Below are 25,792 nucleotides of genomic sequence, written 5' to 3' on the forward strand. Positions count from 1 at the left end.
TCGTGCTCGCCACCGAAGTCGTGGCGCAAAGCCGCGCCGCCGCCAGCAGCGAAGCGCTGCGCGACGAATTGTCGGTGATGGTCGGTATCGGCAATGCCGTGGCCGATCGCATCATGGACGCGGTCGCCGCCCAGAATGAGGCGAAGGCGCCGGCCCCCGCCAAGAAGCAGAGCGCGACCCGCCGTCAGGGTTCGCGCAAGACCCGCTCGCGCGCCGCATCCAGCCGCGGCAAGGCGTCGTCCGCCGCTACGCCGCTGGTGACGGCCGACACCCCCGTCGCGGGGCATGCATGAGCCCCACCAGAAGCATGGCCGCGCCGGAAGGGGAAGGCGGCCGCCTGCGGCAATTTGTGCGACGACCATCGACCCTGCTGCTCGGCGCGGCAGGGCTGGGGGTGATCGCTAACGCCCTAGCGTTGGCGGCTCCGCTGTCCGCCGACACCGACATGGCGACCCGGCTCGGCATATCCTTGCAGGACAGCATGGCGCAGCGCGACCGCACCCTCGCCGCCGAAAAGCGCAAGCTCGACATGCGCGAGCAGGCGGCGAAGGCGGGTGAGGCGCGGCTCGCCGCGGAAATGCGCGCGCGGCAGGGGGAGGCGAACGCCGCCGGCGCGCAACCGGGCGGGGCGGCGGTCGAACCGAGCCAGCCCTATGACGATCTCGCCCGCATTTACCAGACCATGAAGCCCGCGCGCGCCGCGCCGATCTTCGAGAAGCTAGAGCTGGAAGTGCAGACCCAGGTCGCCCGCCGTATGCGCGAGCGCTCCACGGCCTTGCTGATGGCGGCCATGAGTCCGAACGCAGCGGCCGAACTCACCATGTCGCTCGCCGGGCGCAAGGTGATCCAACAGAAGGCGCCGCAGGTCGCCCGCGCGATTCCGCCGCGCCGCCGCGCCCCGCCACCCGGCACGACACCGCCCGCCGGCAAATGAAAAAAGGGCCGCTCTCCCGATGGAGAGCGGCCCTTTTTCCTGTCGCGAGACGATGGATCAGGCGGTGAAGGCGGAGAGCCTGACGATCAGAACCTTGGCGATCCCCGCATCGACGCGGCTCAGCGCGGGCGTCATCGCGGCGGCCAGCTTGCGCGCATCGACCGGGGTGAAGGGGGAGGCGTGGAGCCGCGCAAACTCCACCGCCGCGCTCAGGCCCGCGGCCCGCAATTCGGGCATGCGCTGCGCCAGCCGAGTCGCGCCGTCGGCGTCCCGCATCTGCAACACGATCGACACGCGCAATACGCCTTCGACCCGGCTCGCATCGACGATCGGCACGCTGATCTCGTCCATGGTGACGAAATCCGTACCCTGGACTTCGGCCGCATGGCCGGGCGCGGCGATCGCGATGGACGCGGCCAGCACGGCGCTGGCGGTCAGGGCGGAACGGGTCATCATTGCCTCCGGATCGGGCGCCGCGTCAGATTTGGGCGGCCTGTCGACCGCTTCGACGCCCTTCTTCCTCTATAATAGAGGGAAATATCTTGAGGCAGGTGCAGATGAGCAGCGATCAGCGGCCCGGCAAGGTCCGGGTCTTTTCCTCCGGCACGGGGGCAGCCCCCCCGACGCGCCGCCGTAGTGACCGCGCGGAGGCGAATGTCGTGCCCGTGGCGGAAGCGGCGCAGGCGCCCGTTCCCGGCGCTCAGGCATCTGTACCGCCATCGGGCGGAAGCTTTCTGTTGCCCGCCGTCCTGTTCCTGATCGGCTGCGCGGTCGGCGGCGTCCTCATCGCCTGGTTCGGGTTGATGCCGGGGGCCGGATCGTGAAGCGCTTCCTGCTGCTCGCCTCGACCGCGCTACTCACCAGCGCCGACCTGCCGCCGCCGGCCAGCCCGCCTGCCACTCCACAAACCGCCCGCCTGCCCGGTTTCGCCGCCGATCTGGCGCAGCAACCCGCCATCACCGGCCCTGCCGCGTGGAGCGTCATCCCGCAGGACAAGGCGTGGCGCATCCTCGCGACCGCGCGGCAGGCCGATCGCCAGCAGGCGCGCTGGGATTATGCGCGCAGCCTGATCGGGCAGGAACGCGGCGCGGAGGCGCTGGGCGTGCTCGACGTGATGCGGCAGGACGATCCCGACCTTGCCATGGTCGACGCGTGGCGCCTCGCGCGTGGAGCCGCGCTGATCCAGCTCGAACGCTATGACGACGCGGCGCAGGAACTGGCGGCGACGACGCTCGCCGGCAATGCGGAAGCCTGCATCTGGCGGATGCGCGCGCTGGCGCAGAGCGGCTTTGCCGACCAGGCGCTACAACAGATGCGCTGCGCCGCGCCCGCCTTCGCCGGTCCCCGGCGCAAGGCGTTCGCGCTTGCCGCCGCGCGCGCCGGGGTAGAGGCCGGCCGGCCGGAGGATGCGCTGCGCTGGCTGAACGGGGTGCCGGATCGCGATCCCGCCGCCAACCTGTATCGCGGCCGGGCGGAACTGGCGCTGGGCCATCCCGATCAGGCGCGGCTGCGCTTCGCCCGCGTCGAGCAGTCGGGCGGCATGGCGCTGCGCATGGACGCGCGCCTGAGCGAGATCGAGGCCGAAGTCTCGCATGGCACGCTCGACAACAAGGCTGTGCTCAAGCGACTGGCGGCCTTGCGTTACGCCTGGCGCGGCGACGCGATCGAGGAACGCGCGCTGCGCCTCACATATCGGCTCAGCGCCGATGGCGGCGACCTGCGCGGCAGCCTGTCGGCCGGCGCGACGCTGTTCCGCTTCTTCGACGGTGCGCGGCAGGGCGCGGATTTCCTGCCCGGCCTTCAGGCGAAACTCGCCGACGCGCTCGATCCCGCGCGCAAATTGCCGCTGGAACAGGCGGCGGGCCTCTATTGGGACTATCGCGACCTGTCGCCCAGCGGCGCGCAGGGCGACCTGCTGGTCAGCCGCCTCGCGGAACGGCTGCAAGCGGCCGGCATCTATGCACGCGCGGCGGACCTGCTGGAATATCAGCTGTTCAACCGCGCCGGCGATCTGGCCCGCGGTCCCCTGTCGGCGCGGGTCGCCGGCCTGCATATCCTGGCCGGGCGGCCGGACCGGGCGATCGACCTGCTCAAGCGGTCCGCCGATCCCAGCTATCCCGACGCCATGATCCACGCGCGCAAGCGGGTGGAGGCGGTGGCCTACGCCCAGATCGGCCGCGTCCCCGAAGCGCTGGCCGTGCTACAGGACGTCCCCGGCGCCACGGCGCTGCGCGCGGAAATCCTCTGGAAACAGCGCGACTGGAAGGGACTGGCGGCGGAAACGGCGGGCGCCCTGCCGACCGCCCGATCGCTGAGCGAAGTCGACCAGACAATGGTCCTGCGCCACGCCATCTCGCTCGCCATGCTGGGGCGAGAGGATGCGCTGGCCGCCCTGCGCGGCCGCTATCAGGCGAGCTTCCACGGTCTCAGGACGGCGGCGGTGTTCGACCTGCTGACCGGCTCGCCCGGTTCCACCAACCCCGAAACCCTCGCCCGCGCCATGGCCGCCATCCCCGGCGCCAGCCCGGCGGGCGACATGGCGGCATTGCTGGACCAGGCTCCGGCGAAGGGATGAGGGTGGCGATGGTTCTCACCCCCGCAGTTCCGTCTTGCGGACCGGGTTTGACTTTCGCGCCCGCTCGGCAGGGCAAGGACGAATGGTCGGAGGTCAGGTAACGACCATGTGTGGACGTAGAAGGAGATTTGCGGCTTCCCCGATTGCGGACATTCCTATCAGGTGCATAATGCCCAACATGACTTCGGCCCGCCCAAATCTGATAGCTTTGCTTGAGCGGGTTGCTGACGGCGGTGACGTTACCGCACATGAACTCGATAGAGCGATACCCGACCCGCTAGTCCTTGATGAGCGCGAGAAGGCTGCATGGGAGGAATTAAGTCATTGGGCTGATGACGACGACATCCGCGTCAGAGATACCCAATATGATGCGTCCAAGCGCGAATGGATGCGAGGACATTTGTCAACATTGCGAGATATCGACTGGCATCCACATCCACCGTCCTCGCGTCAGCGGATCAAGGTAGGCATATGGCTTGCTTTGTTTTTGGTTAGTGAAGCGAGCTATCAACTCGGTTGGGGCATCTTTGGCGGATATGACAAGCAGGTATCCATTGCGCTGTTATTTGTCGGACTTTGGATAATGCTGCCCATACTCGGATCGCTCAAGCGACACTGAGTTTTTGTTCACGCTCGCTGAGCGTTCATGTCTGTAAACTATCGCACGCTTTCCGACACCGGACTGTCCACTCCCCACCCGGCATCGTCGTTCCTAACGTGCGGATCGCTCCGCATCGCCGATAACGCGCTGGTCCGGTTCGGGGTTGGAAAACTGCCCAGCGGCAGGCGACCATTTGCGGACATGAGATCGTCTGCACCCGATCTCACTTGCAGACATTTATTCGTATTGTCACAAAGCCAACATGACGGACAATGAGATTGAAGCCGCGACTGTCGCAAAAGGCATATGGCAATACGGGGGCTCAGGCCTCATGCCAGTCCGTATCATCGGCCTCACGTTCGACTATGGCTACGCCATCGCGGAGGCAGACCAGTAACTTATCGAAGGCGAGCAGCCGGAACCGTTGGGCGAACAGGGACTGCTCTATTATGCCTACTTCAGTCAGATTAGCGGACCAGCTTTCCCTACTGTCATTCAGGCCAAAGGGTTCGCGCAGTCAATGGTGCGGTCTGAAATCGACTGGAATTGAAGGCTCATAAGCGACGATCGCGTCCGAAAGCCGACATTCCGCAAACCACCCCTTTTCGTCATTCCCGCGAAGGCGGGAATCCATCTCCTGACCTTACGTCCGGTACAGCGCTGGGGAGATGAAGCCCGGCCTGCGCCGGGATTGCGAAGTCGAGGATCGTCGCTCCGCTCCGCACCCGACATCCTGTCCTACAGCCACCGGACCTGCTACACCGGCCCACGATTCATTCGCACCGTCAGCCGCATGATGCCGGCGATAATATTATTTCCAACATGTATAATGAAATGACAAAATCAGCGGGAAACATGCGAAGTTAAGCCCGCGATGTCCTATTTGCCGCCCCGACCCCGATCGCCTGTCGCGGCGCCGGCCACCCCGAAAGGAGAGGGTGATCCGGGGGGATCGCCCTCTCCCCGTTCCGCCTGCTGCCGGGCAACAGTGGGGACTGTAGGCTGCGCGGCAGCCTGACGGAACGTATGGATGCGCCGTCCGCGTGGGGGGCAAGCGGACGGCACGGTCCCGAAACCGCCCGGCCCGAAAGTGGGAGGCCGGGCCGGGCGGCGGCGGATCAGTCCAGGAAGCGCGTGAGCGACAGGCTGGAAAGCTGGGAGAAGACCGAATAGGAGGCTTCGAGGATCGTCTGGCGTTGCGAGATGTCGAGCGCGACCTGACCCAGATCGGCGTCCTCGACCGATCCGATCACGTCGGTCAGCAGGATTTCCCGGTCCTTGGCGCGGGTTTCCAGCATCTCGACCTGCTTCTGCTTGCGGCCATTTTCGGCATTGACCGCGCGAACGTCGGTCAGGCCCACATCCAGTTCGTCGAGCGCCTGGCGGATCGCATCCTTCTGCGCGTCGGTCAGCCGCTCGCCGAACGGCCCGGCGGCCGCCAGCGTCTGGAAGGCGGGAACCAGCTTCGCCCCGACATCGCTCGCGCCGATGCCATATTCGACATCCACGCCGTCGCCCATGCGGCCCGACTGGAGCACCTTGTCGTTCACGAACACATCGGCCGGATCCATCGCGGCCAGGTCGGCGAGCGTTTCTGGCACCACCGGCAGGTCGTTGGTCTGCGACCCGGCGAAGATCGGCAGGCCCGCCTCGGTCGCGTTGAGCGCGCTACGCATATCGGCGAAGCTGCCCTCGACCAGTCCCTGAAGCCCCGGCGAATCCCCGGTCCCCAGCGCCGTCATCAACTCGGTCCGCAGGTTGGACAGGCTGTCGTCGATCTGGTTGATATTGGCGTCGTAGAGCGACAGGGTCGTGCCGACCCGGCTCGCCACCGACTGATAGCTTTTCTGCTGCTCCAGCATCGACCGGGCAGACAGGGTGCGAACCGCGTCGATGCCCAGGCCCGCATAGTCATGCGCCTTCTTGGTGGTGGTCAGCTGCAACTGGCTGGCCGCCAGATTCTGCTGGGACCGTTGCATGGCGCTGGACAAGGTCCGTTGCAGGGGAATGGTGGCTACGCGGGTCATCGCTCTGGCTCCTTATCTGAGCATCTGGAGGAGGGTGTCGTACATTTCCGACGCGGTGGTCATGACGCGGGCGGAGGCGGAATAGCTGTTCTGCAACACCACCATCTGCGCCAGTTCCTCGTCCACATTGACGCCGGCATAGCTGTCGCGCCGACCGACCGCGTCGTCGAAGCGCGCCGCCGCGCCCGCATAGTTGGTCTGCGCGAGGGAGGCCTCGGTTCCCGCGCCGCCCAGCAGGCGGCTGGCGAATGTCTCGATCGTGGCCGACCCGTCCTTGCCGAAGTCGAACGTCCGGGCGAGTTCGTCAATGAAGCCGGTCGCGCCGGTCAGATCGCCTGCGCCGATCGCCTTCGATCCCACCGGCACGTCCAGTTGCAACCGGGCGAGCGGCAGGTTGCCGGCCTTGGCGGCAATGTCCGCGCGCACTTCGGCGGTGCTGAGACCACTCGCCGCGCCGCTCAGCCCCGACAGGGCGGAAAAGGACAGGCCCGTGCCATGGCGGCTGGTCGAATCCGACGGGATGGACAGAGTCGATCCCGCGCTCGTGCTGTTGGGCGTGAACTGGACCCGGCCCTTGTCGTCCAGCGCGAAGCTGCCATACTGGCCAAGCGGACTGCCGTTCAGTTCGGTCATCAGATCGCCGAAGGTCGGGCCGGCCGATCCTGTCATGGTGTAGCTGGCGAGCAGCTTTCCGGTCGAATCCCGCAGCGCGATCTCGGTCGTCTCGCCTGCGCCAAAGCCATGGGGATCGGCGGCGGTGAAGCCCGACGGCACCAGCGAACTGCTGTCCGACCGGATAAGGTTATTGAGGCCGAAGAACTGGGAGAAGCCTACCCCCGCCCGGTCGCTGGGCGCGTCGGGATCCTGCGCGATGGCGATGCCCTGGCTGCTGTTGCTTGCCTTGATCGACAGCACGCCATCGGTGAAGCTGGCGGTGGCGGCCGGCGACAGGCCGGCATTGATCGCGGCGACGGCATCGTCCACCGTGGCGCCCGCACCCAGCGCGTCGAAATCCACCGTCACCTTCTGCACCAGCGTCCCGTCCGCCGCCGCGACCGCGAACACCGCCTTGCCGGTGAAACCCAGCCGGTCGGTGCCGATCAGGCCGTTGGTCTCGCCGGTCAGGCCGTTGGGCGGGGGCAGGGTGGTGCCGGCGTTCGACACGGCATTGAGGCTCTGGGCAAGGCCCGAAAAGAGCGTGCCGAGCTGTTCGGAAAAATTGGGCAGCGCCCGGTCGCGCATGTCGAGCATACCGCCTAGCTTGCCCCCCACGGCGGATGAATCGATCTGCTCGCCGGTCGACGCGCCCATCACGCCATTGTCGGACGCAAAGCGGATGTCGATCGGCGGATAGCTGTTCTGCGACGCGCCCGCGCCGGAGGGATAGCTGAGCTGGCGCAGCCGCTTGTCGAGCAATACCTGTCCCGAAGCGCTGTCGATGGTGACGCGGCCATCGGACTGTTCGCGCACGCTGATGTCGATCAGGCCGCTCAGTTCCTCCAGCGCGCTCATCCGCTGGTCGGCCGGACCGGAGGAACTGCGGCCAAGGCCGTCAAGCCGGGCGACTTCGCTGTTCAGGTCGTGGATCTGGCGCAGCAGTGTGTTGACCCGATCGACCGTATAGCCGACCTCCGTCTCCACGTCGGCGCGCAGGCTCGATACGTCCTTCTGCAACTGGTTGAGCGTGTCGAGGCTGTCGGCGACATTGCCGGTGAACAGCGCCACCGACTGGGCGGATCCCTGAAGGCTGGTGATTTCCGCCGCGGAGGAGGAAAGGGCGCTCAGCCGCGCGGCAAGGCCGGCGCTCGAATCCGGTGCGCCGAGCAACGACTGGAGCCGGTCGAGATAGGAGGAGACGACTTCCGACCTGCCCGCCGCGCCGCCGCGCTGGTAGACGGCATTTTCCAGAAACTTGTCGGCGACCCGCGATGGTTCGCCGACGATCACGCCGGACACGCGCCCGCCCGTCACTCCGGTGCTCAGCGAGACGCGCTCGCGGGCATAGCCGGGGGTTCCCACATTGGCGATGTTGTTGGACACCGACCGCAGTCCCGCCTGCGAGGCGGACAGGCCCGACATGGCGGAATTCAATATCTCGTTCAGGGACAAGGCGGCTGGTCCTTCGACAAATCAGGGCAAGGGGCAGGGCGCGAAGACATCAGCGCTTCAGGTTGCTGACTTCCTGCAACATTTCGTCGACGGTCGTGATGATCTTCGACGATGCGCTGTAGGCGCGCTGGAACAGGATCATGTTGGAAAATTCCTGCGCCAGATCCACGTTCGACGCTTCCAGCGTACCCGCCGCGATGGTGCCGGCGCCCAGTGAACCCGGCTTGTTGATCGCGACATTCCCGGATTCCGACGACATGATATAGGCATTTCCGCTGATGCGGGTGAGGCCGTCGGGATTCTGGAAGGTGGCGATCGGCAGCTGGTAGATGGCGCGCGACGTGCCGTCTTCGAAAATGGCGCTGACGACGCCCTGATCCGAAATCTCGACCGACGCCACAGTGCCGAGCATGCCGCCGTCGACGGTGGAGGAAAGCAGCGCGGAATCGCTGCCGAACTGCGTCAGGCCATCCAGCCCGTCGTCGCTGCCGAGGCTGAGGCGGATCGGGCTGGATCCGGCCTGATTGGCCCAGCCGATGTCGAGGTCGTTGAACAGCGCCGGGTCGGAGCCGGCCAGGTCCAGGCTGCCGTCGGCATTGAACTTGACCGTGCCGCTCGCCAGCACGCCGTCGGTGATGGTCGTGCCGCCGACGCTGGTGATGTCGGTCGGATCGCCGGAGATTTCCGCGACCCATTCGTTGGCGGCGGTCTTGACGAAGTTGAAGGTCAGCTGGTGCGGCGTGCCCTGCGAATCATAGACTTCGACCGAACGGGAGAATTGCGGCGACAGCGCGCCCGACGCCATCGACCCGCGCACATAGGCGCCGGTGATCGGCTCGGCGGTCGACTGGAGGTTGGCGCGCAACGCGATCTTTGTGGTTGGCTGGGCCGAACCGGTCAGCGCGCTCGGACGGATGGCTTCGAGCGTGTTGAGGTTACCGTTGTCGACATAATTGCCATCGGCGTCGAGCGGCCAGCCCTGGAGATAATAGCCCGCCGCGTTGCGCAGATAGCCCTGCGAGTCCGGCACGAAGGAACCGGCGCGGGTGAAGGACACGGTGTCGCCCGTATCGGTGCCGGAACGCACGACGAAGAAGCCGGACCCGTCGATGCCGATATCGGTCAGGCTGCTCGACGCCTGGAGCAGGCCCTGCTTGGAAATCAGCGCCTTGGGCGCGGCCGACACGCCGCCGGCGGAATAGCCGTTGCTCAGCTGGCCGCCGGCCACGAGCGTCTGGAACTGGGCCGATACGCCCTTGTAGCCGACCGTGTTCACATTGGTGATATTGTCCGCGACGGTGGCCATGGCGCCCGCCTGTGCCCCAAGGCCGGAGACGCCGGCATAAAGAGCGGAATAGAGGCTCATATCATTCTCCCATGCGTGGGCGGCGTGCTCGGCATGCCCGACCCGGTTACGGCTTCATTGTAGGAGGGATTCCCCGCACCCCGTCGAGAGGCTGCAAAAAAATGCGGCACCCGGCAAAAGCTGCCGGGTCGATCATCCTATAATCTGGATATGACTGCGCTTCGGGGCGCACTGGAACAGCTTGGTCCCGACTATCGGGCCGACCGCTCCAGTCTTTTGTTTGCCGCGTTTTTCGAGCCAGCAGGCGAGTCCGCCCGCTGTGAAAACGCTCAAGTGGGGATAATCGGATGACGCTTCGCATTTCGCTTCGCAATGAAGAGCCGCTGATCGTGAATGGTGCGGTGCTGCGGTCGGTCGGGCGCACCGATCTGGTGGTGGAAAATGGCGCCACAATCCTGCGCGGACGTGAGGTGATGAAGCCGGAGGAGGCGGACACGCCGGCACGCCAGCTCTATTTCGCCTGCATGATGGCCTATATCGACCAGGGCGATCTGCAAAAGCATCAGGCCGCGCTGCTGGCGCGGCTGGAAGGGTTGATGGCGGCGCTGGAAGCGCCGGAGGCCAAGGCGGTCTGCATCCGCTTCGCGCAGAAGGTCGCGACCGGTCAATTCTATCCCGCACTGGCCGATTGCCGCTGGCTCATCGGCTATGAGGCCGATGTGCTGAGCCGGGCCGTCCAGGCGGCCTGAAATCTCCGTCATTTCGAAAGGAGACGTCCGATGACCACATTGGCAGCGGCGGCCGCAGGGCTGCGCCTGCTCAGTCCCGATCGCCGCTACGGCCATGTCGTCGCAGTGCGCGGTGCGTTGATCGAGGTGGAAGGGCTGGCCGGCGCGGCTCAGATCGGCTCGCGCGTCACGCTGGATACGCAGGCTGGCCGGGTCGAAGCGGAAGTCACCGGTCTCGACCATGGCATCGCCCACTGCATGCCCTTCAGCGAGCCGCAGGGCATCGCGTCGGGTACCCGCGCGGACCTCGCCGCCAGCCAGTTCGGCCTGCGTCCCAGCGCCGGCTGGCTCGGCCGGATGGTCGATGGGCTGGGGCGTCCGGTCGACGGCAAGGGAATGCTGCCGCAAGGTGCGGACATGCGCCTCATCAAGGCATCGCCGCCACCCGCCTCGGCGCGGGCGCGGGTCGGTGAGCGATTGGGCACCGGCGTGCGCGCGCTCGACCTGTTTGCTCCACTTTGTCGCGGCCAAAGGCTGGGCCTGTTCGCCGGATCGGGCGTCGGCAAGTCGGTGCTGCTGTCTATGCTGGCACGCTGGACGGACTGCGACGTGGCCGTGATTGGCCTGATCGGCGAGCGCGGCCGCGAAGTGCAGGAGTTCGTGCAGGACGATCTGGGCGCGGAGGGACTTGCCCGCAGCGTCGTCGTGGTCGCGACCTCCGACGAGCCGGCGCTGATGCGGCGGCAGGCGGCCTGGACCACGCTGACCATCGCCGAATATTTCCGCGATCAGGGTCTCAATGTCCTCTGCCTGATGGATTCGGTGACGCGTTTCGCCATGGCGCAGCGCGAGATCGGTCTTGCCAGCGGTGAGCCGCCCGCGACCAAGGGCTATACGCCGACCGTCTTTGCCGAATTGCCGCGCATGCTCGAACGCGCCGGACCTGGCCTTCCGGGGCAGGGCAGCATCACCGGCCTCTTCACCGTGCTGGTCGATGGCGACGATCATAATGAGCCGGTGGCGGACGCGGTGCGCGGCATATTGGACGGCCATGTCGTCATCACTCGCCAGATCGCCGAGCGCGGTCGCTATCCGGCGATCGACGTGCTGAAATCGGTGTCGCGGACCCTGCCCCACTGTCTGACCGAGGAGGAAAATGCGGTGCGCTTGGCGGCCCGGCGCGAGCTGTCGACCTTCCGCGACATGGAGGAGATGGTGCGGCTGGGCGCCTATCGCGCCGGCTCCAGTGCGGAAGTCGACCGCGCCGTGGCGATCGCGCCCCAGATCGAGGCGCTGCTCAAGCAGGGCAAGCAGGAGCGCGGCTTCGCGCAGGACAGTTTTACGGCGCTCGCGGCGCTATTGGAGACGAACGATGAAGACACCCTATGACACCGCGATGCGCGTGCAGCGCCGCGAGATCGACGCCATGGGCGTGGCCATCAATGTGCAGGTCAACCTGTTGAACCAGATCGAGACGGCGCATGATGAAACCCGTGCCAGCATCCAGCGCGAAGCCGATGTGGCGGCCGGCGACCTGGGCCTGTCCTCCCACGCCTATATGGAACGCATCCGCGCCGAGCAGCAGCGGCTGACTCGCGACGGCGCGGTGCAGAGCGCCCGGCTCGACCAGATGCGCGGCAAGGCGGCCGCAGCCTATGGCGCGTTTCGCGCGATCGAGGTGGCGGCGGAAGGCTTTCGCGACGATGCCAATCGACGCACTGCCAACGCCGAACAGGCGGGTTTAGATGACAGTGCCGCGGTCGCCTTTCTGAAGGCGCACCGGACTTTGCGAGGCGGGCGATGATTGGTGCGACGGGACTGTCCGGACTTACCGCAGCGCAGAAGGCGGAGGTCATCTACACGCAGGCACGCAGCGAACTGACGAACCGTCTGTGGCGTGCGGCGCTTGGCGGCGAGGAGGACGGGGCCAAGGGTATCGGTGGCGAGACGAAGCTGCCAATGAGCCTGGACGCGCTGTTGTCGCTGCTCGATGAGCGCAACGGCGCAACGTCGCAGACTGCGGCCCAGCCGCATCTGTCCACGGTCGAGAAGGAGCCGGACGCGCCGCCGCGTTGGGACGGGCAGGGGCAGCAAGGGCAGGCCGCCCCCAATGGACAGCATGGCTATGGCCCCAATGCCGGCTATGCCGGAACGTTGAGCGCGGCAGCGCAGCGCACCGGCCTGCCGGCGGCGGCGCTCGCCACGATCGTCCATGCCGAGGCGGCGAAGGGATCGGATGGGCGCTGGCTCCCCTATTCGCGCAACCCGCGGTCCAGCGCGGCGGGGCTGGGTCAGTTCCTGAGCGGTACCTGGCGGGGGGAGGCCGAGCGCGAAGGCACCTGGCTGAACGGCGTCGCCCGACAGCAGGGCTGGCTCAACGGCCATGGCAAGGTGAAGGGCGAAGATCGCGCCGCCCTGCTGGCGCTGCGCTACGATCCCGAGGCCGCGATCCAGGCGACGGCCGACTATGCCAAGGCCAATCTGGACGCGCTGGGTCGGGCGGGCGTCACAATCGGAGATGGTGCTCAGGCGATCGCCCAGGCCGCCTATCTGGGGCATCATCTGGGCCGCGGCGATGCGATTCGATTTCTTAAAGGAGGACTCGATCCGGACCGGGCCCGCACGCTGCTAAACGCGCAGGTCGGGGTTGCGAACGCCGGAAAGCGAATTGCCGCTACAGGCGATGCGGCGACCGCACATCGTGCCTGGTTGCTGGACTATATGGGTCGGAACATCCGCCCCGAGCGGTTCGACGCATAACCCTCTGCCGTCTTACACGGGCGGCAACAAATATAGGAATGAGGTAAAAAATAAATATAGGATTAGTGAGTCGTTAACCAGCGTCGGCGAAAAGGGCTCCTGTCGAAAGGGGGGCACGCGAGAGTCGCGATGCCGTGATCGAAGGACCGAAACATGTCGAAGACCACCATTGCACTGGAAGCGGCCGTTGCCACGGTGAAGGCCAATCTGCCCGAGGACGGCCAGAAGCAGACCGCCCGTCAGCGGGCCGCCGTCGACAAGGCGTTCGCGCGCATCCTGACGCTCATCGCACCGCGTATCCGCCATTTTATCCGCCAATATGGCCTGGTCGGTCATTGGGAGGATGCAGAGCAGGTCTGCTCCATTGCCGTACACCGCGCGATCGAGGCCTATGACCCGGACAAGGCGCAATTCACGACCTTCGTGAACTGGCAGATCCGTGGTGAATTACAGAGCCTCCGCTTCCGCCTGATGACCGATCAGCGTCCTTCGGCCCGCAAGGTGGAGGCGACCACCGTCTCCATCGAGGCAATCAGCGTCGGCGAGGATGGCGAAGATATCTCGGCCGTCGCGATGATCGAGGACGAAGAAGCGCTGTTCCGCACCGAAGCGGGCGCATCGGCCTATCTGGCAGAAGCGGCGACGATCACGCTGATCGACGGCTATATCGAGCATCTGCGCAATGTCGCGCTCGACCGGATGCGCCGCCAGGCACGCCCCAAACGCGCTGCCAAGACCACGGCAGAAAAGATCCAGTCGGTCTGGCGCGCCGACAATCTCGCTATCGATCCGGCTGAACTGGAGGAACTGGAGACGCGCCTTACGCATAATCGCGAAGTGGTCGAGCGCCGCCTGTTCGACATCACGACACTGGATGCGCTGGAAGGCGATACCGGCGTCAACAAGGAGCGGGTGCGTCAGATCGCGAAGCGGGCGGCCAAGACTATCGCCGAACTGGCATCGCAGGATCCGCGTTTCGCGATCATGACCGATCCTCGCGATGCCGCTCCGGCCCAGCCCACCATCCATTGATCAAATTATAGGATAACCAGCCCTCGCCTAAAATTCTGCCGGCGAAAACGCCCGCCGACCGACTGGCGTTCTATAAGGGATCAAAATCCCTGGAGTTTTCGACATGCTTGATCTTTTCCGGGCGACGCGCCGCAGCGGCCGTCGCACGCCGTTCCCGTGCGCCCGCCGATCCGCCGCCATCTGTCTGACCGTTCTCAGCCTTTCCAGCGCCCAGGCAATGGCAGGTCCATTGCATGACGCCTTGGGTGCGCCAGAGGAACTGACCATCAAGGGCCTCGCTCGATCGCGGATCGAGGGGATCGACGGACAATTCCGTCCCAATATGGCGGAGAGCGATTTTCTCTGGTCGCTCAAGACGACATTGCTGGTGGACTATGATGGCGGCCCGTTCCGCGTCGGCGGCGAAATATGGGACGCACGCGGCTATGGCGAGAAGCAGAACAGCTCAGTCGGGACCAACGAAGTCAACGCGCTGGAGCTGATCCAGGCCTATGTCGGATTTGACGTCTCGTTGAACGACAAGGCAAAGGCCGCGCTGACCGCAGGGCGCTTTACGATGGATGTCGGATCGCGCCGGCTGGTCGCGCGACAGACATTCCGCAACACGACCAACGCCTTTACCGGTGCCAATCTGCTGGTGACAGGAAAGGGAGGCGACCGGTTCACCCTTTTTTGGACCATGCCGCAAATCCGCCTGCCGGAGGATCATGACGGGATTTTCGACAATGGGGTCGAATGGGACCAGGAAAGCAGCGCGCTGCAATTTTTCGGCGGAAGCCTGACCAAGGGCGACGTGCTGGGCGGGACGCTGGAAGTCTATGGCTATGGGCTACGGGAAGAAGATCGGGCAGACCGTCTGACCCGTAACCGTCGGCTGTGGACGCCAGGACTTCGCATCTGGCGTAAGCCGAAAGCGGCGCAGATCGATTATGATCTGGAAGCCGCCTATCAGTTCGGCAAGACGCGCGCGACCTCCAGGGCCAATGATCTGACCAACCTGAATGTGTCGGCCTGGTTGGTCCATGCCGAACTCGGCCAGACCTGGTCGATCGCGTGGCAACCGCGCCTGTCCGTCGATTTCGACCTTGCTACCGGAGACAAGGCGGATGGCCGAACCTATAACCGATTCGACACGCTATATGGCGCGCGCCGGTTCGATTTCGGTCCAACAGCGCTCTACGGGCCGGTGCATCGCTATAACATGGTTTCAGGTGGGCTGCGGTTTGAAGCGAAGCCGGGCAAGTCCTCGGATATCATGGCGATGTATCGTGCATTGTGGCTGGAATCGGCGACCGACAGCTTTGCTGCGACCAATATCAAGGATGCGACCGGCCGTTCCGGGCGGTTTGCGGGCCATCAGTTCGAGGCCCGTCTGCGGCGTTGGTTGATCCCCGATCTGCTGCGTGTCGACACGGGCCTTGCCTATTTGGCCAAAGGCCGGTTTCTGAGCGATGCCGCCAATGCGCCGCGTACGGGCGACACGCGCTACGGCTATGTAGACCTCTATCTGGAGTTTTGAACGACCGGTCAGTCGTCCGAATAGAGGCCCGCCGCGAAGGCGATGCCGAGCGCTTCGGAGAGGCTCCGGACGTCGAGTTTTTCCATCAGCTTGGCGCGGTAGATTTCGATCGTTCTCGGGCTGATGCCAAGGTCATGAGCGATCACCTTGTTGGAATGGCCCTCCATCAGGCCGATCAGAACGTCGCGCTCCCGAAGCGAGAGTGAATTGATCTTCGCCAATGCCTGCGCTCGGCGCATCACGACACGGGACGACGCTGCAAGTTTGGAAAAGGCCATGTCGATGGTATCTAGCAGGCGCAGATGGTTGCAGGGCTTCTCCAGAAAGTCAAAGGCGCCTAGCTTCATTGCCTGAACCGCCGTGGTGACATCGCCTTCGCCTGTCAACACGATGGTCTCGAACCGCTTGTCTATCCGCCCGAGTTTCTCCAGCACGCCTATGCCGGTGGTGCCCGGCATGTGGAGGTCTAGCAGGAGGCAACCTGGGCCCACTCGGTCAGTCGCAGCGAGAAAGGCGTCACCCGATGTAAAGCTGTGAATCTGATAATCGGGCAGGATGGACAGGAGGTGTACGAGCGATGTGCGGACCGAGTCATCGTCGTCCACTATGAAAATCTGTTTCGCCATCATCCGACCAACCTCCCATCCACGTCGGCAGGCTCGCGGTAGACAGGAAGCGTGAATTCGATGATCGCTCCCCGCTCCTCGCCATTGGCGAGGGTCAGCACACCGCCATGCCCCTCGACGATGCGGCGGCAGATGGACAGGCCCAGGCCCAGGCCATTGGGCCTCGTCGACACGAAGGCTTCGAACGGCCGCCCGATGATGGTGCTGGGGAAGCCGGGACCGTTGTCCTGCAAGCGGATCAATACTTGACCATCCGCGCGCTGGATGGTGGAAATGATGATTTCCGGCCTTTCTGTCCTGCGCGCGCTGAAGGCCTCCAGCGCGTTGCCGATAATATTGACCAGGACCTGCTGGATCTGGACCGGGTCAGCCAGCACCTTCGGATCAGAGACGCTAGGCTGATAATGAAGGTGGATGCCGGCATGGCGCGATCCCGACCAAGCCAGTTGCAAAGCGTCGGCGATCAGTTCGTTGAGTGGGCAGGCGCGAATATCCAGTTCCCCCTTGGCCACAAAAGCGCGCATGCGGCGGATCATCTCGCCTGCGCGTAGGACTTCGAGATTGGCAAGGCCGATCAGTTCGCGGACCTGTTCCGGTGACGAACCCATGCCAAGCCGCAAATGTGCAGCGCCAAGAAAATTAGCGGTAGCAGTAAGCGGCTGGTTGAGTTCGTGGGCAAGTCCGGCCCCCATTTCGCCCATGGTGCTGACCCGGGAGGCATGCAGCAACTGCTCCCGCAACTCGTTGAGGCGGGACTGGGTCGCAATCTGTTCGCGCAAACTGCGTACGAAAGCTATCGCGATATGCTGGGTACCGATCGTCGTTTCGCCGACCACCAGTTCCAGCGGCACGGAATTGCCTTGGCTATCACGCCCTGCCATTGTCTGAGGCGATGATCGCATGGGAGACAGGTCTGGATTGGCGAGGGAAGAATATGCCTTGGCATAGTCGGGAAGCAATGTGCGTACGTCGCGTCCTGTGACCTCCTCAGATCGATATCCGAACAGCTTTTCCGCCGCTGTGGAAAAGCTGCGGACGCAGCCTGCTTCATCGACGGTGATCATCGCTTCGGGCACGGTTTCAAGGATCGACCGCAATTCAAACTCGCGAGCTTCCAGCATTTCGGTGCGGCGCTCCCGCTCAGTCACGTCCATGATGATGCCGAGCATGGAGAGTCCCTGTTCACCTGGCGGGGGATGAAAGAAGATCGAGCCTTCAACGATGAGCGGTTGATCGTTCGTGGTGGAGCACAGGCGGAAGGACCGGCGATGCATATTGTCGGGAAGTGCCTCTCCCGACAATATGTCGATGCCGAAATGATCACGCACATGATTGCGCCATTCATCCATTCCGCCAGTGAAATTGGTTGCGGACAGGCCGAACAGCCGCTCTGCATGGGGAGAAAATTCGAACTTGTCCGTTGATTGGCGCCATTGGAACAGACCGAGTTCGTGAAGATCGGCGGCAAAGGCTAGCCGAGCCTCACTCGCCAGCATTGCCTGTTCCGCGCGCTTTCGTTCGGTGATGTCGGTCATGGACAGAACGATCATCGGCGCGATGTCCGATCGGGGTTGGACTATCTCGCGCGATTCGATGATGTGCAGCGTCGTGCCATCGCGACGACGCTCCGTGATTTCCGCTTCCTGAGAGGAATTGGGCGCCAATGGCCGCTTTGGGCCATGTGGGAGAAGAGCATCGGTGAGTTGATGCTTGTTCCGACCTTGCGCTTCCTGGACAGTCCAGCCGTATAGGCGCTCACAGCCTTTGGACCAGCGAATGATCTGCCCGTCGATATCTGTGATTGCGATCGGAGCGGAATCGATCGCGGTGCTGAAGGCCCAACGCGCTGTGCTTTCGCGGCCTATACGGAGCCAGGCCCAGGCGACGATGGCGCAGGATATGCTGACCTGCATCGCAGCCTGAATGATTTCTGCCATTTCCGTCGTGAGTTGGCCGTTCTTGTAAGTCCACAATTGCCATAGCGCCGAACAGACAGGGAGCAGGATGCAGGACGCTAACATCCATTGCAGCATCGGGTTGCTGATGCCGCAGCGTGGGCTGCTCGGCCAGGCGACATGACGCCGCTGTGCGACAAGGGCGACCGCAATCGCAATCAGTGTCGATGCCGTTGGTACCGACATCAGGGCGCGACGTGTCCCTCCATCGACCGAACTGACCCCAAGCGGCAGCAGCGTGCCGGATATCACCGCTATCGACAAGGCGAGGCAGCCCAGTAGTGTGACCAGTTGCCTGACACTCGGATGCCGGGATGTCGTTATCAGCGAAGCCAGGGTAAGCAGGAAGGTGGCGATAGCAGGCATGAGGCCGGGGCGACCTGGATTGATGCGCGATTGATAGAGGATGTTCGCTGGAAACAGCCAGCGATCCATTGTCAGCGGAACATCCAGCCATTCCTGCGTCAGAGTGGCTAACGAAATGGTCAGAGGAATGATCGCCAATAGCCGCGCGGCAAGAATACGGCCATTTGCACCGCAAAAAACGGACAGGCTGAGCCCGATACACGCCACGGCGGTCCAGGGCTGCATGAAGATTTCACTGCGGCCGAAGCCGGCAATCTTCAAACTATTAGTATACCAGCCCATGAGAACGGCCACGCACATGATCAGCGCCATGGCGATCAGGGCAGGGACGGCCGGTGCCAACCGGACAGAGGTTGCCCCATCTGCTCTGGGTGGTTGCGGCATCAAAAGCAGCATCCCCACTTGCAAGAATAATATCTGTCTTGAGATCGAAACATATCGCTGCGGCGCGCATGGGGCGTCCAGCAGCAATTGTAAAGATTTCCGACAGTTTGATGCGCCCCCATGGACAGGCGGAGTGAGATAGATATCTGAATAAACGCTGAAAAAAAATGGTTATGATATCGCAACCATATCAGTTTCCCTTACCGTTTTCGTGGGACAGTCCCTCGATGATGGCGCGATTGACGACAATCAAATCATCGATGGATTCGCGGCCGCGGACGACATCTGACGTGTAGCGCTCAACCCAAAAAGCGATGGAAATGATCCGCGCGCGCAAGTCCTCCGGCAATTGATTGTCGGAGGATGCGCAGACGTTGGAAAAAAGGCTCCAGGCGCTGCGATTGCGATGCAGGGCAGGCATCAACTGGACGCCCAGAAGGCCTGCGTCACGCGCTGCGATCATCTCCGACGTAATCTGGCTCATCAGGCGATATTCGTTGCCCCTGGGAGTCGCGCCGATTTCCTGTGCTCGGCGGTAGGCATTGACTGACATGAAATGGTCCCCGGCATGTTTGTTCCTCCATAATAGGATCAAAAACGGCAGGTTGGTCGGAGACACCATGTATCGCTGACGCTCGCCGCTGTGAATGATCGAAAAAGATGCACGTCTGCGCGGTGGTCCCGACAATCTTCCTATAATCAGTCCATCGGCTTCGGCCACCCATCTCAAATGGACTGATCCATGCTCAATGCCATTGGCCTAGTCGTCATCCTGCTGTGCGTATTCGGCAGCTTTCTGATGTCGGGCGGCAATCTCGGTGTCATCCTTCATGCGCTGCCGCACGAGATGATCGCCATTGCCGGTGCGGCGGTCGGCGCCTTCATCCTTGGCAATTCCATGAGCACGGTAAAGAAGGCGTGGAATGGCACCATGCGCGTCTTCAAGGGCGTGCGCTGGACGGAAGCAGACTTCCGCGATCTGCTGGCGCTGCTCTACACGCTCCTTTCCACTTTCCGGAAAGATGGCGCCAACGCGATCGAGAAACATCTCGACCAGCCGGAGGAAAGCGGCATCTTCAGCCGCTATCCCAAGCTGTTGCAGGACAAGGGGCTTATCGAGTTCATCTGCGACTATCTGCGCATGATGACGGTCAATTTCGAAGATCCCCACCAACTTGCCGAGGCCATGGAGGGCGATATCGAGCGCCATCATGCTGAGGAATTGCTACCCCAGCACGCAATTCAGATGATGGCCGATGGCCTGCCGGCGCTGGGCATCGTCGCCGCGGTTCTGGGCGTCATCAAGACGATGAGTTCGATCGACCAGCCGACCGAGGTTCTGGGCGCGATGATCGGCGGCGCGCTGGTCGGAACCTTCCTGGGCGTGCTCCTCGCCTACTGCCTCGTCGGGCCGATCGCGTCGAAGCTGCAACAGATCATCGACGCGGACTTCAAGCCCTATCTGATCGTCAAGACCGCGATCATCGGCCACGCCCAGGGGCAACCGACGCAGGTTGCGATCGAACTGGCGCGGCGCATGACCCCGTCCGCCTATGCCCCCTCATTCGCGCAGCTCGAAAGCGCGCTCGAAGATGTGAAGGACCAGCTCAATGCAAAGCCTGCCTGAAGACCGGTCGCTAATCCTGCCGCCGCACGGCACGACCGTAACCGCCGAAGATCTGCGCGTCCGGCTGGTGCTTGCCAGCGATTTCGATGGCGTGATGGAGGTCGATGCCGGCGCTGTCGAAAGCGTCGGGCAGGCCGTGCTGCAACTGTTGGTCGCCGCCAAGGCCGAGGCTGATGCGCAGGGCCAGAGTTTCGCCATTCGCAACCCCAGTCCCGCCTTTGTCGACCGGGTGACCGCCTGCGGGCTGGCGCCGGCCATCGGCCTTTCCGTGGAAAAGGACCTTCTTTCGTGAGCAAACTGATCCTGACCGTCGATGACTCCGCCTCCATGCGGATGCTGCTCAAGGCATCGCTGACCGCGCAGGGCTTCAAGATCGAAAGCGCCGATGACGGCCAGCACGGTCTGGAGCGGATGCATGAGGTGAAGCCCGACTTGCTGATCACCGACATCAATATGCCGAAGATGGACGGTTTCGAACTGATCGAGGCAGTGCGCGCGGTGCCGGAGTTTCGCGGCACGCCGATCCTGGTGCTTTCGACCGAATTTTCCGACGACAAGAAGGCGCGTGCGCGTGAAGCCGGGGCGACTGGCTGGATCACCAAACCGTTCGATGCGACCAAGCTGGGGGCGGCTATCCGCCGCGTGTGCCCATGAGTGACGAACTGGACGAAATCCAGGGCATCTTCTTTGAGGAATGCACCGAGGGACTGACGATCGCCGAGGAAGGCCTGTCCGCCATGGCGGCAGGCGATGTATCGGCCGATGTGATTGCGGGTGTCTTCCGCGCCGTCCATTCGATCAAAGGCGGGTCGGGCGCGTTCGGCCATGGCGCCTTGCAGGCCTTCTCGCATCGTTTCGAGAATGTGCTGGACGAGGTGCGCGCTGGGCACATCCCGCCGACAGCCGATGTGACGCGCATCATGCTGGGCGCCTTCGACATATTGTCCGATCATGTCGCGGCGGCGCAGAGCGGTTCGGCCTTCCCGGATGATGCCGCCATGCTGGAACAGCTCGACGCGGTTCTTGCGAGCAAGGGTGCGGCGACCGCGGAAACCGTACCTGTGCCGGTCGCGGAGACGGATGAATTCGGCTTCACGCCGGTGGCGGCGGTAGTCGAGGATTTCGATCCCTTCGGTTTCGAGCCAGTTATGGTTGACCTAGGTGATCTGGCTCCGGCTGAGCCTGCGGGCTGGACGGTGCGATTCGGGCCGTCGCGTGGCGCGATGGCCAATGGCGCGGAACCGATGCTGGTAATCCGCGAGTTGGAAGACATGGGCGGCCGGGTCACGGGTGTCGATACCAGTCGCTTGCCGGGCCTGCGCGATCTCGATCCGGAGGATGGCTATCTGATCTGGACCATCGGCCTGCCCGCTACCGTTGAGGAGCAGGCGATCCGCGACTGTTTCGATTTCGTCGCACCGGATTCATTGATCGAGATCGGCCGGACCGAGCCGGAGGCGGCAGTTCCCGTCATGGATGCGCCCGTCGCGATGCCGGTTATCGAGGAAGTGGAGCGCCCGGTGCTGACGCTGGTGGCCGACAATGTCGCGCCCCCGGTCGAGAAGGCAAAGGCCGATGCGCCGGGACAGACGATCCGCGTCGATCTGGGCAAGCTGGACCAGTTGCTGAATCTCGTCGGTGAGCTGGTGATCCGGGGATCGATCCTGTCGGACCGGCTGTCGCCTGCCGATCAGGAGCGGGTTGAACTGCCTGAACTGTCGCGCCTCACGCGCCAGATTCAGGACAATGTCATGTCGCTGCGTGCGCAGCCGATCCGCCAGGCCTTCTCCCGCGTGCCGCGCATGTTGCGCGATCTGATGGCCGAAACTGGCAAGCAGGTGTCGCTGGAAACGACCGGGGAGATGACCGAGGTCGACAAGGGTGTGATCGAGAAGATCGGCGATCCGCTGACCCACATGATCCGCAATGCGGTCGATCATGGCATCGAAAGCCCCGAGGAGCGCATTGCCGCTGGCAAGCCGGCCGAAGGGACGATCCGCCTGTCCGCCGAGCAGAAGGGGGCGCGCATCGTCGTGCGCATCGCCGACGATGGGCGCGGCATCAATCGTGAGCGGGTAAGGGCCAAGGCTGTAGAACGCGGCATCATCGCCGCCGACGCCCAACTGTCGGATGAAGATATCGATAGCCTGATCTGCGCGCCTGGCTTCTCGACAGCGGAGACCATCTCCAACATTTCGGGTCGCGGCGTCGGCATGGATGTGGTGCGTTCCAATGTGGAGGCGCTGGGCGGCCGTCTGGAAATCCTTTCGGTGCCAGGGCAGGGGACAACCTTCACCATGGCCCTGCCGCTGACGCTGGCGATCTTGGACGGCATGATCGTGCGGTTGGGCAGGCAGCGCTATGTGCTGCCGCTCACCAACGTGATCGAGACGGTCCAGCCCGCACCGGGCCAGGTGCAGGCGACATCGCCCACCTCCGAAGTTATCGAACTGCGCGGCAATTATTTGCCCGTACGACGCGTGAGCGAAATGTTCGGCCTCAGTGACGATCGCAGGCCAGAGGAATCGCTCGTCATCATCGTGGAGAGCGAGGCAGCGGGCCATGTCGGGCTGATGGTCGATACCATCGATAACCGGCGGGAAGTCGTCATCAAGAGCCTAGAGGACAATCTCCACCCCATTCGCGGCCTTGGCGGCGCCACCGTACTGGGCGACGGCTCTATCGCCCTGATCCTCGACATCGACGCGCTGGTCGGCGCGACTGGTTCCAAATCCCTCCTGAAAGGAATGGCTGCATGAGCAAGACGCAAGAAACCGAAGGCGAAGAGCGCAAGATCGTTACCTTCACCTTGGGCAACCAGATGTTCGGCATCGACATGCGCGCGCTGATCGAAATCCGCGAATGGGATGAGCCCACGCCGCTGCCGAGCGTCCCCAGCTATGTAAAGGGCGTAACCAATCTGCGCGGCGCGGTGGTGCCGGTGGTCGGTCTGGCCGAGCGTCTGGGCTGGGCACCCAGCGTGCTGCACTCGCGCTCTTGCATCCTGGTGGTCGCCATCGGCCAGCGGCAGGCGGGCTTCCTGGTCGATGAGGTGGCGGACATCGTCGTTATTGACAGCGCCGACATTCAGCCTGCGCCCGATGTCGAGGTGAGCGAACAGAGCGCCATCGCCGGTCTCGTCCGCATCGAACGCCGTACCTCGGACGCCAGCCATGCCGAAACCATGGTGCTGCTGCTCGATCTCGACGCGCTCAGCCTGACGCGCCACATCATGGATCTCGCTGCGTGAAACAGGCCGTCGCCATCAGCGGCGACGGCGCTGGAGCCGGGTCGCCGCTCGCCGCACAGGGCGAGCTGACCACGGCCCAGTTCCGCGAGATCGCCGCGATCATGCAGAAGGACGCGCGCATCCATCTGGTGGAAGCGAAGATGACGCTGGTCCATTCGCGCCTCAGCCGTCGGCTGCGCGAAAATGGGATGGCGCGCTTCGCCGACTATCTGGCGCTGGTGCGCGATAATGCGCAGGAACGTGCGGCGATGGTCGTCGCGCTGACCACCAACCACACCCATTTCTTCCGCGAAGGCCATCACTTCGACCATCTGCGCGATCATGTGCTGCCCGGTCTTCAGGCGCGCGCGCGCGACGGGCAGAAGGTCCGGATATGGTCGGCGGGTTGCTCCAGCGGCGAGGAAGTCTATTCCATCGCCATGACGCTGGCCGGCGAAAGCACATCGAGTGCCGGCTGGCTGAAGCAGGGCGATGTGCGTCTGCTGGCGACCGACATTGCGCCTCATGTGGTGCAGGCGGTGAGCGACGCACGCTATTCGACCGGTACGATCCAGCCGATCCCGACCGCCTATCGCCAACATTGGTTGCGGCAGGAGGGTGCGGACAGTCATGTCGTGTCGGACGCCCTGCGATCGCTGGTGACGGCGCGGGTACTGAACCTGTTCGAACCCTGGCCGATGCGCCAGACCTATGACGCGATCTTCTGCCGCAACGTCATGATCTATTTCGACGACAAGGCGAAGGCGGAGCTGGAGGCGCGTTTCGTGGAGATGCTGGCGCCTGGCGGGACGCTTTACATCGGGCATAGCGAAAGGCTGATCGGGCCGGCGGCTGCGCTGATGGAGCCGGCGGGCCAGACCATCTATGTCCGCAGGGGAGGCGCGCGATGAGTGAGACGACCCGCGTCCTGATCGTCGACGACAGCCCGTCAATGCGCGCAATGTTGACGAAATTGCTGGGCAACGATCCGGCGATCGAGGTGATCGGTGCTGCGCCGGAACCCCATGCCGCGCGCGAAATGATCAAGACGCTGAACCCCGATGTGGTGACGCTGGATATCGAGATGCCGGGGATGGATGGCCTGTCTTTCCTGGAAAAGATCATGCGGCTGCGGCCGATGCCGGTCATCATGTGCTCCACGCTGACGGCGCGGGGCGCGGAGGCGACGATCGAGGCGTTGCGCCTGGGCGCCGTCGACTGCATCGCCAAGCCGTCCGGCAATGCGCAGGAAATGGCGCAGAACGGAGCGCTGTTGCGCAAGATGGTGAAGGCTGCGGCCCGATCCTCCGTGCGCCGCGCGCCGGCGCCACCGACCCAATTGGTGTCGTCGGGCAAGCTGCGCGATGTGGTGATCGCCATTGGTGCGTCCACGGGCGGGGTCGAGGCGCTCTTTTCACTGATCGGCGCGCTGCCGCCCGATTGTCCGCCGGTGCTGGTGGTCCAGCATATGCCGGCGGCCTTCACCAACGGCTTCGCCGTCCGAATGGACCGCGACTGTCGCGTAAAGGTGGTGGAGGCGGCCCATGGCATGACTCTGCAACGCGGCACGGTCTATATCGCGCCGGGCGGGGAGCGGCACATGGAACTGGTCGGCGGCAGCAGCGGGCGCATACGCCTTCTGCCCGGCGATCCGGTGTCGGGTCATCGGCCTTCGGTGGACATGCTGTTTCGTTCGGTCGCGCCGCTGGGATCGCGCGGTGTCGGGGTGATCCTGACCGGCATGGGCAGCGACGGCGCGGCGGGTCTGAGGGCCATGCGCGACGCGGGCGCCCGCACGCTGGGCCAGAGTCGCGAAAGCTGCGTCGTTTACGGAATGCCACGCGCCGCCTTCGAACTGGGGGCGGTGGAAAAGGAAGTCACTTTGTCGGCCATGCCCGAGGCGATCCTCGGTCTGTGTCGGCTTTAGTGCGCGCTAAGTTTTTGTTGTCGCATCGTTTTAGGCGGAAAACCGGTTCCCACTTTTCCGCACGATGCTTTAAATCGGGATAGGGTT

At 64.0% G+C, this 25,792-nt stretch carries 24 protein-coding genes and 1 pseudogene; 18 read left to right on the forward strand and 7 right to left on the reverse strand.

Features of this window, described 5'->3' with window-relative positions; genetic code table 11:
* A pseudogene (locus tag VMR39_RS28165) lies at positions 1-293 on the forward strand (hypothetical protein); the annotation flags it as partial.
* Positions 290-934, forward strand: coding sequence for a MotE family protein (locus VMR39_RS28170; protein WP_325421463.1), 645 nt, complete (start codon positions 290-292; stop codon positions 932-934). The pseudogene VMR39_RS28165 and the gene VMR39_RS28170, both read left to right, overlap by 4 nt.
* A gap of 57 nt (positions 935-991) precedes the next feature.
* Here the strand turns inward: VMR39_RS28170 and VMR39_RS28175 are convergent, their stop codons facing one another.
* Positions 992-1,387: a hypothetical protein gene (locus tag VMR39_RS28175; protein WP_325421465.1), complete on the reverse strand. Its 396-nt coding sequence runs from the start codon at positions 1,385-1,387 to the stop codon at positions 992-994.
* Between the two features lie 104 nt (positions 1,388-1,491).
* Here VMR39_RS28175 and VMR39_RS28180 point away from each other — a divergent pair, with 104 nt between their 5' ends.
* The 3 genes from VMR39_RS28180 to VMR39_RS28190 all read left to right on the forward strand — a co-directional run bounded on the left by VMR39_RS28180 (position 1,492) and on the right by VMR39_RS28190 (position 4,128).
* Positions 1,492-1,758, forward strand: coding sequence for a hypothetical protein (locus tag VMR39_RS28180; RefSeq protein WP_325421467.1), 267 nt, complete (start codon positions 1,492-1,494; stop codon positions 1,756-1,758).
* Positions 1,755-3,509 (forward strand): hypothetical protein, encoded by a 1,755-nt coding sequence (locus VMR39_RS28185; RefSeq protein WP_325421469.1) that lies wholly within the window; start codon positions 1,755-1,757, stop codon positions 3,507-3,509. The genes VMR39_RS28180 and VMR39_RS28185 overlap by 4 nt, the downstream gene beginning before the upstream one ends.
* A gap of 169 nt (positions 3,510-3,678) precedes the next feature.
* Entirely contained in the window at positions 3,679-4,128 is a 450-nt protein-coding gene (locus VMR39_RS28190; protein WP_325421471.1) for a hypothetical protein, read from the forward strand.
* A 1,100-nt stretch (positions 4,129-5,228) separates the two neighbouring features.
* On the opposite strand, the gene VMR39_RS28195 is transcribed toward VMR39_RS28190, so the two are convergent.
* The 3 genes from VMR39_RS28195 to flgE are packed head-to-tail and all read right to left on the reverse strand — an operon-like array spanning position 5,229 to position 9,612.
* Positions 5,229-6,137, reverse strand: a complete 909-nt coding sequence (locus VMR39_RS28195; protein ID WP_325421472.1) for a flagellin — start codon at positions 6,135-6,137, stop codon at positions 5,229-5,231.
* 12 nt (positions 6,138-6,149) lie between these two features.
* Positions 6,150-8,246, reverse strand: a complete 2,097-nt coding sequence (flgK, locus tag VMR39_RS28200) for a flagellar hook-associated protein FlgK (RefSeq protein WP_325421474.1) — start codon at positions 8,244-8,246, stop codon at positions 6,150-6,152.
* 49 nt (positions 8,247-8,295) lie between these two features.
* Complete coding sequence (gene flgE, locus VMR39_RS28205) at positions 8,296-9,612, reverse strand: flagellar hook protein FlgE (protein WP_325421476.1); 1,317 nt, start codon at positions 9,610-9,612, stop codon at positions 8,296-8,298.
* 287 nt (positions 9,613-9,899) lie between these two features.
* Here flgE and VMR39_RS28210 point away from each other — a divergent pair, with 287 nt between their 5' ends.
* The 6 genes from VMR39_RS28210 to VMR39_RS28235 all read left to right on the forward strand — a co-directional run bounded on the left by VMR39_RS28210 (position 9,900) and on the right by VMR39_RS28235 (position 15,591).
* Positions 9,900-10,301, forward strand: coding sequence for a flagellar biosynthesis repressor FlbT (locus VMR39_RS28210; protein ID WP_325421478.1), 402 nt, complete (start codon positions 9,900-9,902; stop codon positions 10,299-10,301).
* A 30-nt stretch (positions 10,302-10,331) separates the two neighbouring features.
* Entirely contained in the window at positions 10,332-11,669 is a 1,338-nt protein-coding gene (gene fliI / locus VMR39_RS28215; protein WP_325421480.1) for a flagellar protein export ATPase FliI, read from the forward strand.
* Positions 11,653-12,084 (forward strand): hypothetical protein, encoded by a 432-nt coding sequence (locus tag VMR39_RS28220; protein ID WP_325421482.1) that lies wholly within the window; start codon positions 11,653-11,655, stop codon positions 12,082-12,084. Before fliI ends, VMR39_RS28220 begins: the two co-directional genes overlap by 17 nt.
* A complete protein-coding gene (locus VMR39_RS28225) occupies positions 12,081-13,040 on the forward strand; it encodes a peptidoglycan-binding protein (protein WP_325421483.1) in 960 nt (319 codons plus the stop codon). Before VMR39_RS28220 ends, VMR39_RS28225 begins: the two co-directional genes overlap by 4 nt.
* 153 nt (positions 13,041-13,193) lie before the next feature.
* Entirely contained in the window at positions 13,194-14,072 is an 879-nt protein-coding gene (locus VMR39_RS28230; protein ID WP_325421485.1) for a sigma factor, read from the forward strand.
* Between the two features lie 103 nt (positions 14,073-14,175).
* Complete coding sequence (locus VMR39_RS28235; RefSeq protein WP_325421487.1) at positions 14,176-15,591, forward strand: alginate export family protein; 1,416 nt, start codon at positions 14,176-14,178, stop codon at positions 15,589-15,591.
* 8 nt (positions 15,592-15,599) lie between these two features.
* On the opposite strand, the gene VMR39_RS28240 is transcribed toward VMR39_RS28235, so the two are convergent.
* The 3 genes from VMR39_RS28240 to VMR39_RS28250 all read right to left on the reverse strand — a co-directional run bounded on the left by VMR39_RS28240 (position 15,600) and on the right by VMR39_RS28250 (position 19,475).
* The gene (locus tag VMR39_RS28240; RefSeq protein WP_325421488.1) at positions 15,600-16,196 is read right to left on the reverse strand and encodes a response regulator transcription factor; all 597 of its coding nucleotides are present in this window, start codon (positions 16,194-16,196) and stop codon (positions 15,600-15,602) included.
* A gap of 20 nt (positions 16,197-16,216) precedes the next feature.
* Entirely contained in the window at positions 16,217-18,880 is a 2,664-nt protein-coding gene (locus VMR39_RS28245; protein ID WP_325421490.1) for a PAS domain S-box protein, read from the reverse strand.
* 232 nt (positions 18,881-19,112) lie between these two features.
* The gene (locus VMR39_RS28250; RefSeq protein ID WP_325421492.1) at positions 19,113-19,475 is read right to left on the reverse strand and encodes a flagellar biosynthesis regulator FlaF; all 363 of its coding nucleotides are present in this window, start codon (positions 19,473-19,475) and stop codon (positions 19,113-19,115) included.
* A gap of 189 nt (positions 19,476-19,664) precedes the next feature.
* Between VMR39_RS28250 and motA the strand changes: the two genes are divergently transcribed.
* From motA to VMR39_RS28285, 7 genes are read left to right on the forward strand one after another with little or no spacing between them, the layout of a single operon-like run.
* Complete coding sequence (gene motA / locus VMR39_RS28255) at positions 19,665-20,549, forward strand: flagellar motor stator protein MotA (RefSeq protein WP_325421494.1); 885 nt, start codon at positions 19,665-19,667, stop codon at positions 20,547-20,549.
* A complete protein-coding gene (locus VMR39_RS28260; protein WP_325421496.1) occupies positions 20,533-20,841 on the forward strand; it encodes an STAS domain-containing protein in 309 nt (102 codons plus the stop codon). Before motA ends, VMR39_RS28260 begins: the two co-directional genes overlap by 17 nt.
* Positions 20,838-21,203, forward strand: a complete 366-nt coding sequence (locus VMR39_RS28265) for a response regulator (protein WP_325421498.1) — start codon at positions 20,838-20,840, stop codon at positions 21,201-21,203. The genes VMR39_RS28260 and VMR39_RS28265 overlap by 4 nt, the downstream gene beginning before the upstream one ends.
* On the forward strand, positions 21,200-23,308 hold the full coding sequence (locus VMR39_RS28270) for a chemotaxis protein CheA (protein ID WP_325421500.1): 2,109 nt from the start codon (positions 21,200-21,202) through the stop codon (positions 23,306-23,308). Before VMR39_RS28265 ends, VMR39_RS28270 begins: the two co-directional genes overlap by 4 nt.
* On the forward strand, positions 23,305-23,799 hold the full coding sequence (locus tag VMR39_RS28275) for a chemotaxis protein CheW (protein ID WP_325421502.1): 495 nt from the start codon (positions 23,305-23,307) through the stop codon (positions 23,797-23,799). The genes VMR39_RS28270 and VMR39_RS28275 overlap by 4 nt, the downstream gene beginning before the upstream one ends.
* Positions 23,796-24,689, forward strand: a complete 894-nt coding sequence (locus VMR39_RS28280; RefSeq protein ID WP_414712611.1) for a CheR family methyltransferase — start codon at positions 23,796-23,798, stop codon at positions 24,687-24,689. Before VMR39_RS28275 ends, VMR39_RS28280 begins: the two co-directional genes overlap by 4 nt.
* Entirely contained in the window at positions 24,686-25,705 is a 1,020-nt protein-coding gene (locus VMR39_RS28285) for a chemotaxis response regulator protein-glutamate methylesterase (RefSeq protein ID WP_325421504.1), read from the forward strand. Before VMR39_RS28280 ends, VMR39_RS28285 begins: the two co-directional genes overlap by 4 nt.
* Positions 25,706-25,792 lie beyond the last annotated feature (87 nt).

The organism is Sphingobium sp. (assembly GCF_035511395.1).
Lineage (GTDB): Bacteria > Pseudomonadota > Alphaproteobacteria > Sphingomonadales > Sphingomonadaceae > Sphingobium.

Excerpts from the sequence above, each read along its gene's own strand:
- VMR39_RS28250 (WP_325421492.1), bottom strand. The coding sequence starts at position 19,475 with ATGTCAGTCAATGCCTACCGCCGAGCACAGGAAATCGGCGCGACTCCC.
- VMR39_RS28175 (WP_325421465.1), bottom strand. The coding sequence starts at position 1,387 with ATGACCCGTTCCGCCCTGACCGCCAGCGCCGTGCTGGCCGCGTCCATC.
- VMR39_RS28270 (WP_325421500.1), top strand. The coding sequence starts at position 21,200 with ATGAGTGACGAACTGGACGAAATCCAGGGCATCTTCTTTGAGGAATGC.
- VMR39_RS28190 (WP_325421471.1), top strand. The coding sequence starts at position 3,679 with ATGCCCAACATGACTTCGGCCCGCCCAAATCTGATAGCTTTGCTTGAG.
- VMR39_RS28195 (WP_325421472.1), bottom strand. The coding sequence starts at position 6,137 with ATGACCCGCGTAGCCACCATTCCCCTGCAACGGACCTTGTCCAGCGCC.
- VMR39_RS28180 (WP_325421467.1), top strand. The coding sequence starts at position 1,492 with ATGAGCAGCGATCAGCGGCCCGGCAAGGTCCGGGTCTTTTCCTCCGGC.
- VMR39_RS28235 (WP_325421487.1), top strand. The coding sequence starts at position 14,176 with ATGCTTGATCTTTTCCGGGCGACGCGCCGCAGCGGCCGTCGCACGCCG.
- VMR39_RS28170 (WP_325421463.1), top strand. The coding sequence starts at position 290 with ATGAGCCCCACCAGAAGCATGGCCGCGCCGGAAGGGGAAGGCGGCCGC.
- VMR39_RS28210 (WP_325421478.1), top strand. The coding sequence starts at position 9,900 with ATGACGCTTCGCATTTCGCTTCGCAATGAAGAGCCGCTGATCGTGAAT.
- VMR39_RS28225 (WP_325421483.1), top strand. The coding sequence starts at position 12,081 with ATGATTGGTGCGACGGGACTGTCCGGACTTACCGCAGCGCAGAAGGCG.
- motA (WP_325421494.1), top strand. The coding sequence starts at position 19,665 with ATGCTCAATGCCATTGGCCTAGTCGTCATCCTGCTGTGCGTATTCGGC.
- VMR39_RS28220 (WP_325421482.1), top strand. The coding sequence starts at position 11,653 with ATGAAGACACCCTATGACACCGCGATGCGCGTGCAGCGCCGCGAGATC.
- VMR39_RS28285 (WP_325421504.1), top strand. The coding sequence starts at position 24,686 with ATGAGTGAGACGACCCGCGTCCTGATCGTCGACGACAGCCCGTCAATG.
- flgE (WP_325421476.1), bottom strand. The coding sequence starts at position 9,612 with ATGAGCCTCTATTCCGCTCTTTATGCCGGCGTCTCCGGCCTTGGGGCA.
- VMR39_RS28260 (WP_325421496.1), top strand. The coding sequence starts at position 20,533 with ATGCAAAGCCTGCCTGAAGACCGGTCGCTAATCCTGCCGCCGCACGGC.
- VMR39_RS28275 (WP_325421502.1), top strand. The coding sequence starts at position 23,305 with ATGAGCAAGACGCAAGAAACCGAAGGCGAAGAGCGCAAGATCGTTACC.
- VMR39_RS28230 (WP_325421485.1), top strand. The coding sequence starts at position 13,194 with ATGTCGAAGACCACCATTGCACTGGAAGCGGCCGTTGCCACGGTGAAG.
- fliI (WP_325421480.1), top strand. The coding sequence starts at position 10,332 with ATGACCACATTGGCAGCGGCGGCCGCAGGGCTGCGCCTGCTCAGTCCC.